At 35.6% G+C, this 16,608-nt stretch carries 21 protein-coding genes; 9 read left to right on the forward strand and 12 right to left on the reverse strand.

Annotation, left to right across the window (positions count from 1 at the left end; translation table 11 throughout):
* Positions 1 to 18 precede the first annotated feature (18 nt).
* Complete coding sequence (locus ACMAYX_RS05960) at positions 19 to 588, reverse strand: hypothetical protein (RefSeq protein ID WP_103219126.1); 570 nt, start codon at positions 586 to 588, stop codon at positions 19 to 21.
* Positions 589 to 811: 223 nt separating this feature from the next.
* Between ACMAYX_RS05960 and ACMAYX_RS05965 the strand changes: the two genes are divergently transcribed.
* A complete protein-coding gene (locus ACMAYX_RS05965) occupies positions 812 to 1,033 on the forward strand; it encodes a hypothetical protein (RefSeq protein ID WP_103219125.1) in 222 nt (73 codons plus the stop codon).
* Here ACMAYX_RS05965 and dtd read toward each other — a convergent pair whose 3' ends face one another.
* The gene (gene dtd, locus ACMAYX_RS05970; RefSeq protein WP_392992410.1) at positions 1,034 to 1,468 is read right to left on the reverse strand and encodes a D-aminoacyl-tRNA deacylase; all 435 of its coding nucleotides are present in this window, start codon (positions 1,466 to 1,468) and stop codon (positions 1,034 to 1,036) included.
* Entirely contained in the window at positions 1,468 to 3,399 is a 1,932-nt protein-coding gene (locus ACMAYX_RS05975) for a hypothetical protein (protein WP_412471922.1), read from the reverse strand. Before ACMAYX_RS05975 ends, dtd begins: the two co-directional genes overlap by 1 nt.
* Before the next feature lie 114 nt (positions 3,400 to 3,513).
* Here ACMAYX_RS05975 and ACMAYX_RS05980 point away from each other — a divergent pair, with 114 nt between their 5' ends.
* The 5 genes from ACMAYX_RS05980 to ACMAYX_RS06000 all read left to right on the forward strand — a co-directional run bounded on the left by ACMAYX_RS05980 (position 3,514) and on the right by ACMAYX_RS06000 (position 7,349).
* Complete coding sequence (locus tag ACMAYX_RS05980) at positions 3,514 to 3,978, forward strand: hypothetical protein (protein ID WP_392992413.1); 465 nt, start codon at positions 3,514 to 3,516, stop codon at positions 3,976 to 3,978.
* A 93-nt stretch (positions 3,979 to 4,071) separates the two neighbouring features.
* The gene (locus tag ACMAYX_RS05985; RefSeq protein ID WP_412471921.1) at positions 4,072 to 4,728 is read left to right on the forward strand and encodes an inorganic pyrophosphatase; all 657 of its coding nucleotides are present in this window, start codon (positions 4,072 to 4,074) and stop codon (positions 4,726 to 4,728) included.
* The gene (locus tag ACMAYX_RS05990; protein WP_412471920.1) at positions 4,709 to 5,698 is read left to right on the forward strand and encodes a YceI family protein; all 990 of its coding nucleotides are present in this window, start codon (positions 4,709 to 4,711) and stop codon (positions 5,696 to 5,698) included. The genes ACMAYX_RS05985 and ACMAYX_RS05990 overlap by 20 nt, the downstream gene beginning before the upstream one ends.
* A gap of 96 nt (positions 5,699 to 5,794) precedes the next feature.
* A complete protein-coding gene (locus ACMAYX_RS05995; protein ID WP_146037917.1) occupies positions 5,795 to 5,977 on the forward strand; it encodes a hypothetical protein in 183 nt (60 codons plus the stop codon).
* Between the two features lie 70 nt (positions 5,978 to 6,047).
* Positions 6,048 to 7,349 carry an ectonucleotide pyrophosphatase/phosphodiesterase gene (locus ACMAYX_RS06000; protein ID WP_392992418.1) on the forward strand — a complete coding sequence of 434 codons (1,302 nt, stop codon included), beginning with the start codon at positions 6,048 to 6,050 and terminating at the stop codon, positions 7,347 to 7,349.
* A gap of 58 nt (positions 7,350 to 7,407) precedes the next feature.
* Here the strand turns inward: ACMAYX_RS06000 and ACMAYX_RS06005 are convergent, their stop codons facing one another.
* From ACMAYX_RS06005 to ACMAYX_RS06015, 3 genes are all read right to left on the reverse strand, one after another.
* Complete coding sequence (locus ACMAYX_RS06005) at positions 7,408 to 8,277, reverse strand: hypothetical protein (RefSeq protein ID WP_103219119.1); 870 nt, start codon at positions 8,275 to 8,277, stop codon at positions 7,408 to 7,410.
* A gap of 119 nt (positions 8,278 to 8,396) precedes the next feature.
* Entirely contained in the window at positions 8,397 to 9,611 is a 1,215-nt protein-coding gene (locus tag ACMAYX_RS06010) for a chloride channel protein (protein WP_412471919.1), read from the reverse strand.
* 47 nt (positions 9,612 to 9,658) lie between these two features.
* Positions 9,659 to 10,117 carry a VOC family protein gene (locus ACMAYX_RS06015; protein WP_103219117.1) on the reverse strand — a complete coding sequence of 153 codons (459 nt, stop codon included), beginning with the start codon at positions 10,115 to 10,117 and terminating at the stop codon, positions 9,659 to 9,661.
* Positions 10,118 to 10,266: 149 nt separating this feature from the next.
* On the opposite strand from ACMAYX_RS06015, the gene ACMAYX_RS06020 reads away from it, so the two are divergent.
* Both ACMAYX_RS06020 and ACMAYX_RS06025 read left to right on the forward strand, forming a co-directional pair.
* A complete protein-coding gene (locus ACMAYX_RS06020) occupies positions 10,267 to 10,611 on the forward strand; it encodes a hypothetical protein (protein ID WP_103219116.1) in 345 nt (114 codons plus the stop codon).
* 102 nt (positions 10,612 to 10,713) lie between these two features.
* The gene (locus tag ACMAYX_RS06025; RefSeq protein WP_412471918.1) at positions 10,714 to 11,007 is read left to right on the forward strand and encodes a hypothetical protein; all 294 of its coding nucleotides are present in this window, start codon (positions 10,714 to 10,716) and stop codon (positions 11,005 to 11,007) included.
* A 31-nt stretch (positions 11,008 to 11,038) separates the two neighbouring features.
* Here the strand turns inward: ACMAYX_RS06025 and ACMAYX_RS06030 are convergent, their stop codons facing one another.
* The 3 genes from ACMAYX_RS06030 to ACMAYX_RS06040 form a co-directional block, all read right to left on the reverse strand.
* Positions 11,039 to 11,272, reverse strand: a complete 234-nt coding sequence (locus tag ACMAYX_RS06030) for a hypothetical protein (RefSeq protein WP_103219114.1) — start codon at positions 11,270 to 11,272, stop codon at positions 11,039 to 11,041.
* A gap of 159 nt (positions 11,273 to 11,431) precedes the next feature.
* Entirely contained in the window at positions 11,432 to 13,408 is a 1,977-nt protein-coding gene (locus ACMAYX_RS06035; protein ID WP_412471917.1) for an ATP-binding protein, read from the reverse strand.
* A gap of 79 nt (positions 13,409 to 13,487) precedes the next feature.
* The gene (locus tag ACMAYX_RS06040; RefSeq protein ID WP_412471916.1) at positions 13,488 to 13,811 is read right to left on the reverse strand and encodes a hypothetical protein; all 324 of its coding nucleotides are present in this window, start codon (positions 13,809 to 13,811) and stop codon (positions 13,488 to 13,490) included.
* 245 nt (positions 13,812 to 14,056) lie between these two features.
* Here ACMAYX_RS06040 and ACMAYX_RS06045 point away from each other — a divergent pair, with 245 nt between their 5' ends.
* A complete protein-coding gene (locus ACMAYX_RS06045; protein ID WP_103219111.1) occupies positions 14,057 to 14,803 on the forward strand; it encodes an endonuclease I family protein in 747 nt (248 codons plus the stop codon).
* Between the two features lie 55 nt (positions 14,804 to 14,858).
* On the opposite strand, the gene ACMAYX_RS06050 is transcribed toward ACMAYX_RS06045, so the two are convergent.
* From ACMAYX_RS06050 to ACMAYX_RS06060, 3 genes are read right to left on the reverse strand one after another with little or no spacing between them, the layout of a single operon-like run.
* Complete coding sequence (locus tag ACMAYX_RS06050; protein WP_103219110.1) at positions 14,859 to 15,581, reverse strand: phosphatase PAP2 family protein; 723 nt, start codon at positions 15,579 to 15,581, stop codon at positions 14,859 to 14,861.
* Positions 15,581 to 16,201, reverse strand: coding sequence for a DUF6151 family protein (locus ACMAYX_RS06055; RefSeq protein ID WP_103219109.1), 621 nt, complete (start codon positions 16,199 to 16,201; stop codon positions 15,581 to 15,583). Before ACMAYX_RS06055 ends, ACMAYX_RS06050 begins: the two co-directional genes overlap by 1 nt.
* A gap of 13 nt (positions 16,202 to 16,214) precedes the next feature.
* The gene (locus ACMAYX_RS06060) at positions 16,215 to 16,550 is read right to left on the reverse strand and encodes a hypothetical protein (protein ID WP_146037915.1); all 336 of its coding nucleotides are present in this window, start codon (positions 16,548 to 16,550) and stop codon (positions 16,215 to 16,217) included.
* Positions 16,551 to 16,608: the final 58 nt, after the last annotated feature.

Genomic DNA, 16,608 nt, shown 5'->3' on the forward strand with positions numbered 1-16,608 from the left:
TAGTTAATTTTGATTTAATTAAAAACCACAACGTCCTTGATAAAGGTAAACACGGTCGTAGTCTCTAGAAGTTGCATCAAAAGTCGAGTAAGTTTGACCAGCATCTGCAACATCAATTCTAAATACTTTAGAAATAATGTCATCACGGTACTCAACAAAACGACGACCTGGGTAGCGACGATATACTGTCGTACACTGTCTTCTTCTACTGCTACAAACAACTTCAGGAATAGTAATTTCACAGAATTCATCACGGTGGCGAATTGGTCCACGCTCGATATCAGTTGTGATCGTTCCATGAAGATCATAATTTAGAGTTGTGTCGGCCTTATCAAGTGTAAACTCTCCATTACTTGGAAGCTTAAACTTCTCATCGAATTTAACAGTTAGCTTTTCACCAGCAACTTGAATCTTAAGCTTTCTCTTACCGATAAACTTCAGCTTAGCTTTGTACTCACCTTGAGCAAGTGAAATACTATCATCTTTAGACTTAAGCTCTACAGCAGAGTCAACTGCTAGAGTACCTTTAAATTCAGTCTTACAACCAACTAATAGCCCTAGTAATAAGGCAAATGTAAAAAATCTCATATCCCCTCCATATGATGAAAATAAAAATAAATTGTATTTAAAATACAAAAAATGGATTGTCCATACTTGCATAAGTGCCATGAAATTTATACTTATTTCGAATCTAAACAAAAAACTGATAAAGAACATGTTTTCTATTTCATATTTGTAGTAAGTTAATACTGGACAATTTTCTTAAATTGTTTAATATTGACGCAATATCGACTACTTAAACGGAGACCCCATGGAAAACACTAAAGTTTACGAGACGTCTATTGTTCCTAAAGGTGAAATGCTAGAGCCAGTTAGAGATACAGCATATATTGCATCTTCTCTGACGATTGAAGTTCTTCACGTTATGACTTTCTTTGTGATCTTTGCCTTCATCTTTGCTGGAATTTGGAAAACAGCAGTTAGAATGGAGAAAAGAGAAAAAGAAGGATCTAAATCTAAAGTTACTGCTTAATTAAAATTCAATATGAAAAGTTACTGGCCCGTCGTTATGTATTTCGACGGCCATGCTTTCTCCAAAGACTCCCTTCTCTACAGGGACAGTGCTTTTTAGTATCTCAACAAACTCATCAAATAATTTATTTGCAACTTCAGGCTTGGCGCTTCCATCAAAGCTTGGTCGATTACCTTTCTTACCATTCCAAGAAAGAGTGAATTGTGAAACCGCAAGAATACTTCCTTCAATATCCACAACAGAACGATTCATTCTTCCTTGCTCGTCTGCAAATATTCTTAAAGCAAGGATCTTCTCACAGGCCTTTTGGATTGTTTGTCGGTTGTCGTCATGTTCAATACAGACTAGTAAGTGAAGGCCCTTAGATATCTGGGCCACGACTTTATTATTTACTTTTACATTAGAACTAGAGACTCGTTGAATAACTACTTTCATTAAACTTGCTTATACTCTTCAATTTGTTTTAATTCATATTGTTTTTTAAGGTTCTTAATCTTCTCTTCGTAACTTGAAACAAGCTGATCTCTAAGTCTTTGCGAGTCGCTCATTTGTCTCTCTAGCTTTTTCTGAGCAAGATTAAGTTTTCTTCTCATATCTGTATTGTGATCTGCTGTCATCTTCTGTTTTTCAAGATTATGATTATGGGTCATACGAGATGTTTTTACTTCATTTTCTCTTTTTACCATTTTAAGGCGAGTGTTAAAGTCGTCACGAAGCGCTTGGAATTGTTTCTCATACTGATCCTTAATATGATCCAAATTTTCCTTCATTTCGCTTCTTTGCATACGAGACTGTTCTTGAAAGAATTCACTTTCAGACTGCTGCTTTCTCTTTGAAGTTGTTCTCAGCATATATAGCTTTTCTTCAGCATCAGCAATTGACTTCTTTAAGTGCTCTTCTTGAACTTGAAATTTACTTTCATATGATGCCTGGATATCAGAGATTTTCTTATCCATTTCTTGGCGATGAGATTTTAGTGTATCTGCATACATCTCGTGATTACGAGCATTGATCTCTTCTTTTTCTTCTCTAAATGAATCTTGCAAAGACTTAACTGTTTCGAGATTCTTCTCTTCTGTACGAATAAGATTATTTCTAAAGTGATTTCTCTGGCCATCCATCAACTCACGAAATTGATTTTCTTTTTGAACAATATTGTCTTCAGCAACCTTTTTTTCATAAGAAATATTTCTATTATATTGGGCCTTTTTAATTTCATGCTGTCTTTGAGAGCGAGCTTGTATCTCATCAGCATTCGCTCTGGTCTCACTTTGAAAATCGGCCATACGGGCCTGTTGCTCACGAGACTGATCCTTAACTCTTTTTGTTACCGCATTGTCTTTTTCAACTAACTTATCCTCAAAATCTTTAATGACTTGAGAGTTAAGCTCTTTTAAGCGATCTATCTTTTGTTGAAATTTATCTTCAACACCTTTTTGCTCCATTTGGCTCATCGACTGAGAATTTTTGAAACGAGCAATATCGAGATCATGATCACCTTTGATATCTTCTCTTTTACTAACCTGATCTCTGATTAACTCAGAGACCTCTTTTTCGTGACTGAGTCTTTGGTCTTGTAGAGACTTTTGCGTTTTCATATGAAGATCGCGAGCAATTTGATCAACACCTGCTTGCTTTTCATTAATTTGACGAAGATAAGATTGGTTTGCTTCTTCCAATGCATTTTTCTTAGAAGCAACTAAGAAGTCTTCACGTCTCTTGCCTTCATCGACAACTTTTCTAAGATTTTTGTCAGCGGCATTTTTAAGGTCACGATTCTCTAGAGAAAATTGTGACTTAAGCTCATTTAATTGGTCACGATTTCTTCTTACTTGTGCTTTTTCACGGGCAGCGAAGTCAGCATTAAGCTTTTGATTTGATTCACTCGTGTGCTCATTTAATTGCTTAATCGTATCTTGGAAACGGTCTTGATTAAGTGCAATTCGCTCTTGTGATCTTTTATTTTGTGACTCTAAACTACTTTCGTATGTAGTATCTCTTTGTTCAATAGTATCTGCATAAGCTTGTTTTAAGCTAGCAAGCTTTTCGTCGAATTTAGACTTTTGATCAGTGGAAGTCTTATGAAAGTCTTCTCTAATTTGCTCATTTCTTTCGCGAAAGAATTCTTTTGACTTGGCCATAGCAAGCTTGGCCTTCTTTGCAGCTTCATCAAGTTTTTGCTGATTATCCTCAATAAGGGCCTGCTGCTTCTTTGCGTGCTCATGCTTAATATTATCGATTTTATGAGAATTCTTATCTTGAATATTTTGAAGATTGGACTGATAGCCTTCACGAATATGATTGAGCTGCTTTCGCTGCTCCTGATTCATTTGAGTAATTTTCTTAGAGTAATCTTCGACTTTCATAAATTTACACTACCGCCCGTCCTAAAAATTATACCTTCTTTATAGTCTCGCGTTCACTAGGCAAAGAGTGTCATGCCTAAATAGCTGATTTTTCAGTTGTGCTAAGATATTTCAATGAATAGTTTAAGTGATGATAAGAAGTACGATAGTTTCCTAAATATGTGGAGAACACTAGTTTCTCTGACTCATCTCGATAATATTGTTTCAGAACAAGAAAAAACTCTAATTCAAGACTTTATCAACAATGCCAAGCTTGAAGATAAAGATAGACTTCAGCTAAAAGAAGACCTGATTCAAAGACATCGCCCAGATGAATTCATTCATAAAGTAAACTACCCTGCTCACTTAAGCCAACTCCATCACCTAGCAAATATTGTCTTTCGCTCTGATGAGCTCGACCCAAAAGAAGAAGCATTTCTTAAGAAAATCCTCGATGATATTGAGGCGAAGATTGGTATTCTTAACGCTACTACCCATAGCGCTCATGCTATAAGTGAGCTCAATAAAAACAATCTAAAGAATACAGTAAATGGACCAAAAAGTGCATTTGCAGAGATCATTCGCTTCTTTTCGAAGTAGCGACGAATCCCTTTTTATTGGGCCTGATAAAACTTCCTAGACTATCCTCTTTGTGCTAAGTTAATGCCAAAATATTCACAAAAAGGATTAATAATGACTAACTCAGAGCTAAATGATTTCTTAGAGAAATATGGAAAAATGTTTAGGCCAAATCCATGGCATGGTATCAAGACTTGGGACAATGAAGATAAGAAAGTTCTTAATGCTTATATCGAAATTACTCCTAATGACCGCGTGAAATATGAAGTTCATAAAGAAAGTGGATACCTAATGGTAGATCGTCCACAGAAGTTCTCAAATATTATTCCACAATTATATGGATTAATCCCACGCACTTACTCTGACTCAAAATCAGCAAGCTTTGCTGAAGCAGAAACAGAACGCACAGGAATTGTTGGAGATCATGATCCAATCGATATTTGTGTACTTGCGGAAAAGAATATTGTTCAAGGTGATATCCTAGTTAACTGTATTCCTGTTGGTGGTTTTAGAATGCTAGATGGTGGTGAAATTGATGATAAAATCATCGCTGTATTAAAAGACGATGCAATGTTTGGTCACATCACTGATATCGATCAAGTTCCTGCAGCTGTACTTGCAGAACTTAAGCACTACTTCCTAACTTACAAGGAAATCCCTGTAAAAGATGGTGAAGCTAAAGTAGAAATTACAGAAACATACAATGCTGAAACAGCAATGAAAGTTATCAACCTCGGCGTAGAGGACTATAATGAAAAATTTGTTAAATAATTACAAAGGGTGCCTTATTGGGCACCTTTTTTTTGCCCTACTAATTTCCCTTAATACTCTTGGATCATCTTATATTGTTAATAAAGAACATTCAAAATTAAAGTTCAGTGTTAAGTACATGGCCTTGACTGATGTTGAAGGTCAATTTGACGATTACACAATTTACTTTAAGAAAGACGATAATACGATCTCTGATCTTCAAGGTGAGATCATCGTTAAGAGTATCAATACTTTTGATAAGAAAAGAGATCAGCACTTAAAGAAAAATGAATTCTTCAATGCTGAGAGTTTTCCAATTATCAAATTTAAAAGTGCTCAGGCCATTGTTTTAAAAGACAAAAAGGCCGATGCAAAGCTAGCGATAACAGTAAAAGAAAAAACGAAGACTATTCCTGTTAGCTTAAAATATCTTGGTAAGCGTACTGATCCTTGGACTAATAAAGAAGGGATCTACTTTGAAGGAAGCTTTAAGATCAATCGTTTTGACTTTGGTATCAACTGGAGTAAAAACTTTGACGGCGGACTTGTTGTTGGTGAAGAAGTTATCATCAACTTTACGATCGAAGCCTATCAATCAAATGATAAGCCGGCTTTTTCTCGCTTTTACCTTCCAACAGAATCAGTAAAACGTGAAGTCTCTCTGGATGCTCAGACATCCGGAGGGCCTCTCATCCTTCCAAGTGGAAAAATCACAAAGAACACGACAGCAAATGTCGCTCCTGATAGTGACTATACTGAAATTTCAAATATCCTCCTGACACTTGTTTCAACAGGTATTCTATTTATTGTAACCATCGTTTTTGGTATCTGGGGACAGGCCAAGCTAGTTAATTATTTAGAAGAGAAAGGAATGTCAGAAAATGTTACACTCCTACTATCAACAATAATCGTAACATCTTTTATTGTTGCATGTATCTACATCACTAGTGAATACACGGGTGTAGGAACTCACCCTCTTTTTAAGCGTTAACGAACCTTAAGATAACCTTAAGAAACGGGGCTTTAGAGCATTTCTTAAGAAAATCTTTACTTGTTCACCTTTAATCACTTGTCTTAAAATTTCTTCATGAAGAAGGAGATAGAGTTTATGACAATTGAAGCAGTTGAATACAGAGTAGTAGATGGAATTATTTTCACAAAGGATATAGATGGATTATTTCGTCAAGAATACGATATCCCTCTAGACCATATTCGTACATTGAAGTTCAGGTTCTCTGACATCGATTATGACGATTATAACTGTTATTAATTCCTAATATACAAGAATACGGTTAATCCCTTACAATCTAAGTAAATATTGATTTACAAGGGATTAACCAATGAAGAAGTTACTAGCTCCGTTAGCAATAATAAGCTTATTCTCGTATAGCTCATGTACGAAGAACGACTCCACTTACAAGAATAGTTATCATATTGAGAGATCAAGCCAGAATGTGGCCTCTGAAGAAGAATTACAAAATATAAACCCTGTACTTCTTATTTCTCTTGATGGTTATCGATACGATTATACAAAGAACTATAAACCAAAGTTTTTAACAAAATTTTCAAATGAAGGAACTCAATTAAAAAGTCTCATTCCTTCTTATCCGACGAAAACATTTCCAAATCATCTCTCGATTGCAACAGGTAGCTACCCGATGAATCATGGAATTGTGGCAAATCATTTCTATGCTCCAGATCTAAAGTTAAACTACTCTCTAAAAGATCGAAAAGCGGTAAGAAATAAGAACTTCTATCTTTCACCTACGATTTGGACAGCTGCAGAAGAGCAAGGACTAAAGACTGCTACTCTATTTTGGCCAGGATCTGAAGCTGATATTTCAGGAATAAGACCTTCGTATTGGTATGACTATATTCATAAAATGCCACATGAAAATCGCATCAAACAGATCCTAGAATGGCTAAAACTACCGACTAAAGAAAGGCCATACTTCATGACTCTCTACTTCCCAGATGTGGACTCTGCCGGCCACCATTACGGAACAAAATCAAAAGAAGTAAAAGAGGCCATTGAGAATGTAGACACCTCTCTTGAGAAATTAATCACAGCAGCAACAAAACTTGTTCCAAATCTAAATATCATAATTGTTTCAGATCATGGAATGGAAGATATTGATCAGAACAAGAAGGAAATTATCTTAAAAGATGAAACGCTAGCTCTGTTAAAAGATGATTATCGAATTTTTGGAGAGGGACCAATTGTTCAATTCTATAAAAAAGAAACAGAACAAAAGATCGTCTTAGATATTCAAGCAACACTTAAACAAATAAACGCAAAAGCAAAGAACTTTAAGTGCTATGATAAAGATTCAATTCCATCACGATACAATTTCAAAAATAATGTTCGTATTGGAACATTTGCCTGTATTGCTAATGCTGGTTGGTGGATTGCCGCAACAGACTTTGATACACCGGCGGGCTCACATGGCTGGGATCAGTTTACAAATCAGCAGATGCATGGAATTTTCTACGCTCAAGGGCCAGATTTTAAAAAGAATTACATTGCAGACTCAAAAGAGAATATTCACATCTTCCCTCTTGTCTTAAGGCTTCTAGGCCTTGATAACCATTATCAAATTGATGGTAAAATTGAAGCGATCCAAGAAGTCATCAATCAATAGAAATAAAAAAGGCAGGTTTAAAACCTGCCTTTCTTTTTATATATAATTTAAAATTTAATTACATATTTTTTGGCTTATACCAACATAGTGGTCTAATACCTGTTTCGTAGTTATCTACTCTGTTACAAGTACCAGCAAGAGCATCTGTTTTAGATACGTCATCATTTAGGTCTTTGTCACAAAGAGCACCTTGGAAGTAAGTATCTAGACGACACTGACCAGCTGGGTGCTTGTCATCAGTTTTTCTAACAACAGACATATCTGGTGTTGTGAAAGATACTGAACGACCAGAGTTCAGAAGAGTCGCTAGACCTTTTGAAGCTTGTGCCATTCTCTTACATAGAGCATTTTCATTTGAATCAGACCAAACAGCATTACACTTTGACTCAACTTCTGGATCGATATCCATTTTTGATACGATACGAGCATTGTCATCATCTTGGAAGATTCTTCTGAAACACTTAAGTGAAGCCCAGTAATCAGACTGACCTTCGTTTGATGCCCATGAAGAAACCCAAAATCTTTTGATTTTTGGAGCACCAGCTAGGTGGTGACCTAGTTCGTGACATACTACAAGAGCAAATCCATCTGGAGATACTAGCTCGTGACGAGCAAGACCACCAAACATGTGAACATTCCATACTCCGCCACCTTGGTTAGCGTAAGCATTTACTGTTCCATCTTCCCATTTACGGTGAAACTTTAGAGTTGCACCTTCAGTTTCAACAACTGGAGCGTAAACTTCGTTTGCACGATCAATGATGATATTGAATAACTCTTCAGTCATTCCATTACCTGTTAGTGCGTCAACACCACGGTATAGATCGTTCTCTGGCATGATTCCTGTTTTTCCATGAATATCACATGAATAAGATTGAATTGAAAAGATTGCAGCAAAAAGAGCAATCAATAGCGTTGATTTTCTCATCTCTTTCCTCCCTGAAAGCACATAAATAAATATAAACAAGTTATTATAGAAATTAAAAAAACAGTCTGTGAAGAAAAAAATTTAACTTGCCAGATTTAATTAGAAAGTATTTTGGTCAACTATCTAAACTTCTTAACGATTTGAGATGTGTAAATTGTCTTCTTACCCGAGACAAATTGTCCTACGGTCATCGCAACAAAGAGATATGGCAATAATTCATAACCAAAGATCTCAGCTCCCATAGCAATACAAGCAAGAGGTGTATTTGAAGCACTTCCAAAAACAACACAGAACCCAAGAGCAGCGAGAAAGTTTGGATTGATCGCAACAATCGATGACATCCAAGAGCCCATTGTCGTTCCAATATAAACAAGAGGTGTAAACTCTCCTCCTTTAATTCCTGAAACAAGAGAAATTGCCGTGAGTATGAATTTTAAAATAAAATCTTTTATTGAAACAACTTCTATTAATGCCTGCTGAATAACTTCGATACCTAGTCCAGTGTAGCGCTGCTTGTAGAAGTCATTAAGTACAAAGTAGAAAAGTAATAAAACAACACTTCCCGTAAATGTAATTAGCAAAGGTTTTCCCAAAGTTTTAATTTTCAATTTTGATTTCTCAACAGTTAAAACAAATATCCTTGCAACTAGACCAAAGGCAGCTCCAGCAATAAGTGCATAGAAGATTAGATTCCATGAAAAACCTAAAAATTTGAATCGAATATAATTTGAGTGTGGCGCATATAATAGATGTGTTGTGTAAAAGCCAATATAAGAAGCAATTAAGCACTCAAGAAAAGTCGATAACTTAATTCTTGCATTTAAGTAAATGGCCTCAATGCCAAAGATTGCTCCAGCAAAGGGAGCACCAATAGCAGAGCCAAACCCGGCCCCACATCCGGCCATAAGAAGAACCGCCCTCTTTCTTTTTGAATGATTGAATAATTTAGCCAGATAATTGCCAATTGCTCCCCCCATCTGAACAGCACTTCCCTCTCGGCCAACACTTGCACCAAATAAATGAGAGAGTAGCGTCGAAAATAAAATCAGGGGAATCATGATAAGGGGAATATCCCTTTTTGGATTGTGAATTTCATCAATAATAAGATTATTTCCCTTCTCACTTATTGGAGAAAATTTCTTATAACAGAAATTTACAGCAACCATTGCAATTGGAAGAAAATAAATAAGGTAGCTATAACGAAACCTTAAAGATGTAACGATTTTTAAAAGGTGTAAAAAGACAGACGAAGCAATTCCAGTCAGGACGCCAAGAGCGATAAAAGAAAAGTAGTATTTTATATTTCGGGTATCATTACCAATGTCTGCTGCCATATTTCTATTCTAGGTTAGAAACACAGCAGCGTCCATTAATATGAATTTTACCAAGATCCGATATTCTCCATATCTTTCCATGGTGCAGATGGGGCCAATGGCTCACCTTTTTGAAGTAACTCTATTGAGATATCATCTGGCGATTTTAAGAATGCCATATATCCATCTCTAGGTGGACGATTAATTGTCACCCCTTGATCCATTAGTTTCTGACAAGTTTCATAAATGTCATCAACACGAAACGCTAAATGGCCCCAATTTCGACTACTCGTAGGTAGCTTTTCAGTATTACCATTTTCATCAGGCCAATTATAAGTAAGCTCGATTAGTGGAGCTTGCTCCTTTAATGCTTTTTCTTCATCTTCAGGTGCACTTAAATAGACAAGTGAAAATCGACCCGCTTCACTCTCGATACGGTGAACCTCTTTAAGTCCAAGTTTATTACAATAGAAGTCCATACTTTCGTCTAGGCTAGTTACTCTAACCATTGTGTGGAGAAACTTCATTTTAACCTCCAAAATTAGTTGTCAAATATTGGTCTACTTTACCAAGACTTATCTATATAAAGTACTAAAATTTCGTTAGTTTTTGGTCAAATCTGTTTCTCATTTATAATCTCTGCATGAATTTGGTATATGAATAGAGAGAGACAAATATGAATTATTTAAGGCCATTGATACTTATTTTATCACTTAAACTATCGACATTTGTCTATGCTCAGCAAATAGATCGCAATGCAACAGTCTCAATGATTGACCAAATGGTTGCCAGAGGAATCATTGGTAAAGATGAAGCTGAGCAAGCAAAGTCAAAACTGGTAGCAATGCCAGATCAAGAATGGAACCAACTAAGTGAATTAGGAAGAAAGCTTGCCTCACAGCAAACGACAAATACAAACACAGAGCTAACAGTAGATAGTGCTGCCCAAAATATTGATTTTAACTCCAAGCAATTTAAGAATATCCAATCTCAGGTAAAAGATATTATGGGGAATCCGTAATTTATAATAAGATTAGATTAATTTTTTCATATATACTCAATGCTAATTGACCTATCAAAACAAAATTCATATAAGCTCTTTAAATCAATATGAGGAGCCCTTATGAAATTATTTATTCAACTAGTACTTGTTTCTATTATTGCATTATCAAGCACATACGCTTCATGTCGCTTAGAAGCTGAACTTCAGTCAATGGATATCCTAGCTCAAGAGCTAGCAGTTTCTTACGACGAAGTTTATAACGAATATCAAACTAATATCTCTTTTGACGGACTAAACGAAGAAGGACTAGATCTTTATTCGGCTTACTTCAATACTTACTCAGGTGCATATAAGCTTGAGACGGTAATTGACGAGAGATGCGATGTCGTAAGCTTTGAACTATCACTACTATAATAAAAAAGGCTACTTTATGTAGCCTTTTTTTTTAACGTTCTCTTGTTTCTGATTGGAGTACCTCGCGGTAATCCTGGATGTCATCATAACTTCTCTTGTAGTTCTTTCTTTGATGACTTCTCTTTTTTCCATTTGCATAATTGCTTAATTCATTCACTTTACTCTTTGGCGCATTGTAAGTTTCAGAGCTGTTAATTTTTCTCTCATTAGCTGCAAAAGAAAGTGGCGAAGTTAAGAAAATAGCAAGAATAAATAAACGCTTCATCTTACACTCCTAATTTTCTTAAACTGAACCAACGCCTAAACGTTGCTACCATTCTATTCTAATGCACTTCTACGACGGGCGAAAGGGCCCGGCAATTACTTATTCAAAACTTAACATACTTAACAAAAACCAAACAATTTACTATTACATTCTTAATTGTTAAGCGATCTTCTTTTCAACAGCAACATTCATTGCCTTTGTGATTTCTTGAACTATATCTTCTTCGGAGAACGGCTTATACAAAAATCCGTCAACCATTTCAGCAACTTCGCGATCTTCGCCTTCAAAGTTTATACTCACACAGCCTGTTGAAATTAAAATTCTCGGCTGCTTTAATTGTTTATTGTTTCTGATACTTTTAATTAATTTTGGGCCACTCATAACAGGCATTTTCATATCAGTTATAATTAGGTCATAGTCCTCTGGCCTTTGGAGGTACATTTCATAAGCAACCTTACCATTTTCTGCTAGCGATACAGTAATTCCTGCATCCTGTAGAATCTCCTGAAGTAGATCTCTAATACCTTCTTCATCATCAACTACAATTGCACGAAACTTCATCTTAAAATCACTTAAACTAACCACTTTATTCTCCTGTGATGGTAGTTCTTCTCTTCCATAATGTATCGGGAGTGAAACTTTAAATACTGTTCCAATACCAACAACACTTTTCAATGCAATCTTTCCGTTAAAATCATCTTTAATAAATCCATGAGCAATGGAAAGTCCCATTCCTGTACCTTTACCAACATCCTTGGTGGTATAAAACAGATCAAATACTCTCTCACGTTCTTCTTCACTAATTCCATGGCCATTATCTTCGACTTTAAAAATAATTCGATCATTATTTTCTTTTACAATGACATTGATCTTTCCATTTTCCTTCCCTTCAACTGCATCTCGAGCATTTGAAATTAAATTGATTAAAACTTGTTGAAATTTTCCTCTCTCACCCTTTATCAATGCTTCATCACTCACATGCATATAGAGATTTAGATGTACATTATCTTTATCATAGAAGTCTTTAAGCATTGAGACAGTATCTTTAAAAACATTATGCACACTAAAATCTGTTGGCTCATCATCTTGAGTCTGCCGTGAAAACTTTCTTAAGCCTGATACAATTTTTTCTATTCGAAGTGCAGCTGACTCTGACTTTTCAATCTTTTCAATAATTTCTTCTTTATGACTATTTGTAACTCTTTTTTTCAAAGACTTTAAATGACCTAAGATAATTGTTAATGGATTATTTATTTCATGCCCAATTCCTGCTGCAAGAATTCCAATCGAGGCCAACCTTTCATTTTGGCTTGCCAACTTCTTTTGTCTTCCTAATTCTTCATACTGCTTTTTTATTGCTTCTTCTTGTCTCTTTACTTTTTTTGAAATCAGATACTCTCGCTTTCTTCCTGTTTCAATAATGTAAACAGTTAGGATAATGATGAATAAAAAGAGAACAAGGTTAATAATGTAATCAAATGAAACCGTAAGTGTTGATAAAGTTTTTGGACTAGATACAGTTAAGTAATAATTTGTATTACCATCTGTAGCAAATGGCTCCTCTTGACGATAAAAATTGTAATTCTTATCACCTTCACCATAACCGACATCTAGATTCACTCGATAATTTGACAAGTCTCCTCGATTGACATTTGAAGGTAATAAAGAGGAGAACGAAAAGATCATATAGGCCCTCCCCTTAGTTCCATCAACAGAGCTTACAAATTCTTGTAAGATAATATCGGATGTTGCAGTATCAAAAATCACCTTATTATTCTTGCCAAACTTGCCACAAGTCTTTCCCTTAGACTGCAAAGTTTCGTAAGTTGTTCCATTTTCACCGCTATAACAAATGGCCGAGATTTTTAATTTATTTAAAGTTGATTTTGTGAAGTTATTGAACTCCCACTTATTTACATTTAATGACGAAGCAAAGAAATGTGAGATCCCAACCAAGGCTTCACCACGAACAATTCGATTGGCCTGTATACTTGAAATAATTTTTTGAGCACCACTAGTAAACTCTTCTTGATACTTGTCACGAAGAAGTACTTCTCTTTGATGATATAAGAGCGCAAGGAAAGAGATTCCTAAGACAAGAATTGTTAATGAGATTTTTGACAGGCCAAGTTTCACAGTAAACAAATCGTCTATGTTTACTGCGAACTTAACTTAAGATTATGACCTGATATACGCCATTATTTTTAACCAAACTTTACCTACGACAAGATATATTCGTAACAGCACTTACTTGTGGGTATGAGCCCTCAATTAAGCCCTCTAAAGCTTTTGACTGAACTGGAAATTTGAAAACATTACCTAATGTTAATTGAATTTCAGTTTTACCAATACGTGCGTTTTCTAAGTCTCCACATTTCTCAATGGCCGCTTCAAAAATCTTATCCTTCAATTCAGCTTCCATATTAGAGAAAGAACCAACATATAAATTTATCGAACTTTGTGGAATAACAACAACCTCTGCGTAAACAGCTTTAGAAAAACACAGAACAACTGCAAGACCTAAAATTAACTTTTTCATAATACTCTCCTTAATCCAACCCCAAATCATTTTGAGTAAGAAGACTTTAGTTAATTCAATTTAATAAAAAAAATGAATAGATTCGATTGCTGGAATAAGAGTTTTTCATGATGCTTCGCAAACCACTGGATATTACATAAAAACAAAAAACCTATTAGATATGACTAATTTTAAATATTAGACAACTTAATACTACTACCTTATAACATTTATACACACACAATAATGAACACTTGGAGAATTGAATGTTTAAACTTTTAATTGTATCCGCACTTTGCTTATGCGCATACTCATCAAGCAACCTCGAAAAGGCCAAAGAAATCCTAGCAAGCTCAGGATCTTCTGATGGTATTCGCTATGAACTTGAAAGACTAACGACAAAAGGTCACACGAAGAACTCTTATAAAGTTGCAAGAAAGCACCTTTTTGGAAATCTTCACCTAGAAAGAGACAATGGAAATAGCTTATATATTCGCGATGTATACTGTGACGAAGTATATACAAACTCAACTCCAAGAATTGGAAAAATCGCTAAGGGCACAATCCCTAACCACGAGGTAGTAAATTGTGAGCACACTTGGCCACAATCTAAATTTGATCGTGGTGCTCTGGCAAAATATCAAGTAGGTGATCTTCACCACCTATACCCTTCTCAAAACAGAGCAAATAGTACGCGTGGTAATTATAACTTTGGAAAAGTAGACGCAAAGAACTCAAGACTAGACTACTGTCCAGCATCTAAATTTGATGGAAATACATACGAGCCACCAACTTACCACAAAGGTAATGTTGCAAGAGCAATGTTCTACTTTTCTATTCGTTACGACCGTAAAATCAGCACGGAAATGGAAGAAACTCTTCGCCAATGGCATGAGCTAGATCCTGTTGATGAAGATGAGCGTGTAAGAAATGATAGAATTGAAGACATTCAAGGAAATAGAAATCCTTTTATCGACGCTCCAGATTTAGTTTCAAGAATTACTGACTTCTAGAATTAATTTACATAGATAAAATACAAGGGCACTTATTAAGTGCCCTTTTTTATTTTTAAAAACTTTGTGAAAAACTAAATGCAAGGCCATCGAGCTTCGCTGTAGGAAGCACAGTTAACCAGTAAGGCTTATTATACTCCACATGATTAAAATAAATTCCCCATCCATAACTTAAGCCTATAGTCATTCCAGCAGTAACATCATGTAGATAGTGCCAACTATCATTTAAGCGACTAAAAGAAATAAAAATAGCGGCCAAGTGTGCTGCAGAACCCCAGCCCCAGCCATGTTGTGCAGTTACAACAGAAGCAAATGCAAATGAAGCAGAAGCATGACCAGAAGGAAACGAGTCATTTTCGTCGGGATATCCAGGTCTTGTTTCATGAACGGCAGTCTTTAAAGCAACTGTTGTTCCAACTGTGTAGGCAGTCGCTTGTAACATATGTGAAGCACGCTCTTTACCAAGCCTTCCGCCCCAAAAATATTGTCCAATAATATAGGCACCATTTAGAACACCATAACCAATATCTCCACCAAATTGACCAAGATCTTTAAGGTGGTTTTTCTGAGCAGCACGTTCTTGAATCTCATCAATTCCTTTATATTCTTTTAGCAAACGAAGTCCGAGTGTAATCCCTGTCCCGGTCCAAAAGATGTACTTAGCATCCGTACAAATAGGTGCCGTAAAATCAGAAAGAAAGCTGCCGCATTCATTGGCGTAAGTTTTTTGAAAACTTAATATCAAAATAAGTAAGATTAACTTTTGTTTCAGCTTCATTACTTATCAATGTGTAGAATTTTACTTCTTGTATAATCTCTTTCTTCTTTTGATAGTATCTGTGGTTCTACTTTTGGCAGACCAGAATCAAGATCAAAGAAAGAATTAGGCTTTGTTAATCTAAGAATTGTGCCCAAAGAAAGAAGTTTTAAAATAAAAAGTCCCGCAAGTTTTGAAAATTTTTCGAAGCCATTTTTTGGCCACTCACTAGATTTAAAAGAAGAAAACTTCATCATATTATAAGACTGGATATCCCCTAACGCTGACTTATCGCCTGTAACAAATGCACAAACAAGTCCATTAAATGGAATTTTTGCACCTAGAGTATTAACCATTGGAAAATTACAACATCCTGCATACCAGCGGTAGAGGCCTTTTGGAGATAACCTTAAACACGAAAGATGTTCTTGGCCTTTCGTGATTTTTATATAGCGAGGCGCAGTTTGAAAAAGTTCCGTACCATTAAACTTATCAAGAAGATCTTTTCGACCTAAATACTGTGCATACGTCTGGCAGTCATCACAACAGCAAACGACATGATTATTTAAGCTTTTATTTATTGTTAACTCACCTTCAACTGAGCCACACTCACACTTTAGAGAAATTAATTTCCTACCCACCTTTCTTATCCTTTTAGTAAATGCGTTTACAAGAGGCAGAGCAATCTTCAAAATTTTGAATATCAGCTCGTTGACTTAAGTGAAGCCCATGTATATTGGCCAAAAGATCTGCCCATTCAGCATGGCCACCACCAAAGAGATCATAAATCTCTTTTGCAACACCAATGACAGCAGAAGAGCTAACACCACATTCGATACCAACAATACATGAAACACTACAGTGTCTATACTTATCTACTTCTAAGTTTTGTGACTCAAGAACTCTCTTATAATATGTTGCTGATTCAACAGCACAAAGAAGTCCATCTAACCTTTTATTAGAGTTGGCCGAAGCGTAGGATAAATTCATCAAGAAAATTGCTAATAGCATTAATACGCATCGCATATAAAAACCTTTTGTAATTGAA

It is taken from the genome of Halobacteriovorax sp. RT-2-3 (genome assembly GCF_047085075.1).
GTDB lineage: Bacteria > Bdellovibrionota > Bacteriovoracia > Bacteriovoracales > Bacteriovoracaceae > Halobacteriovorax_A.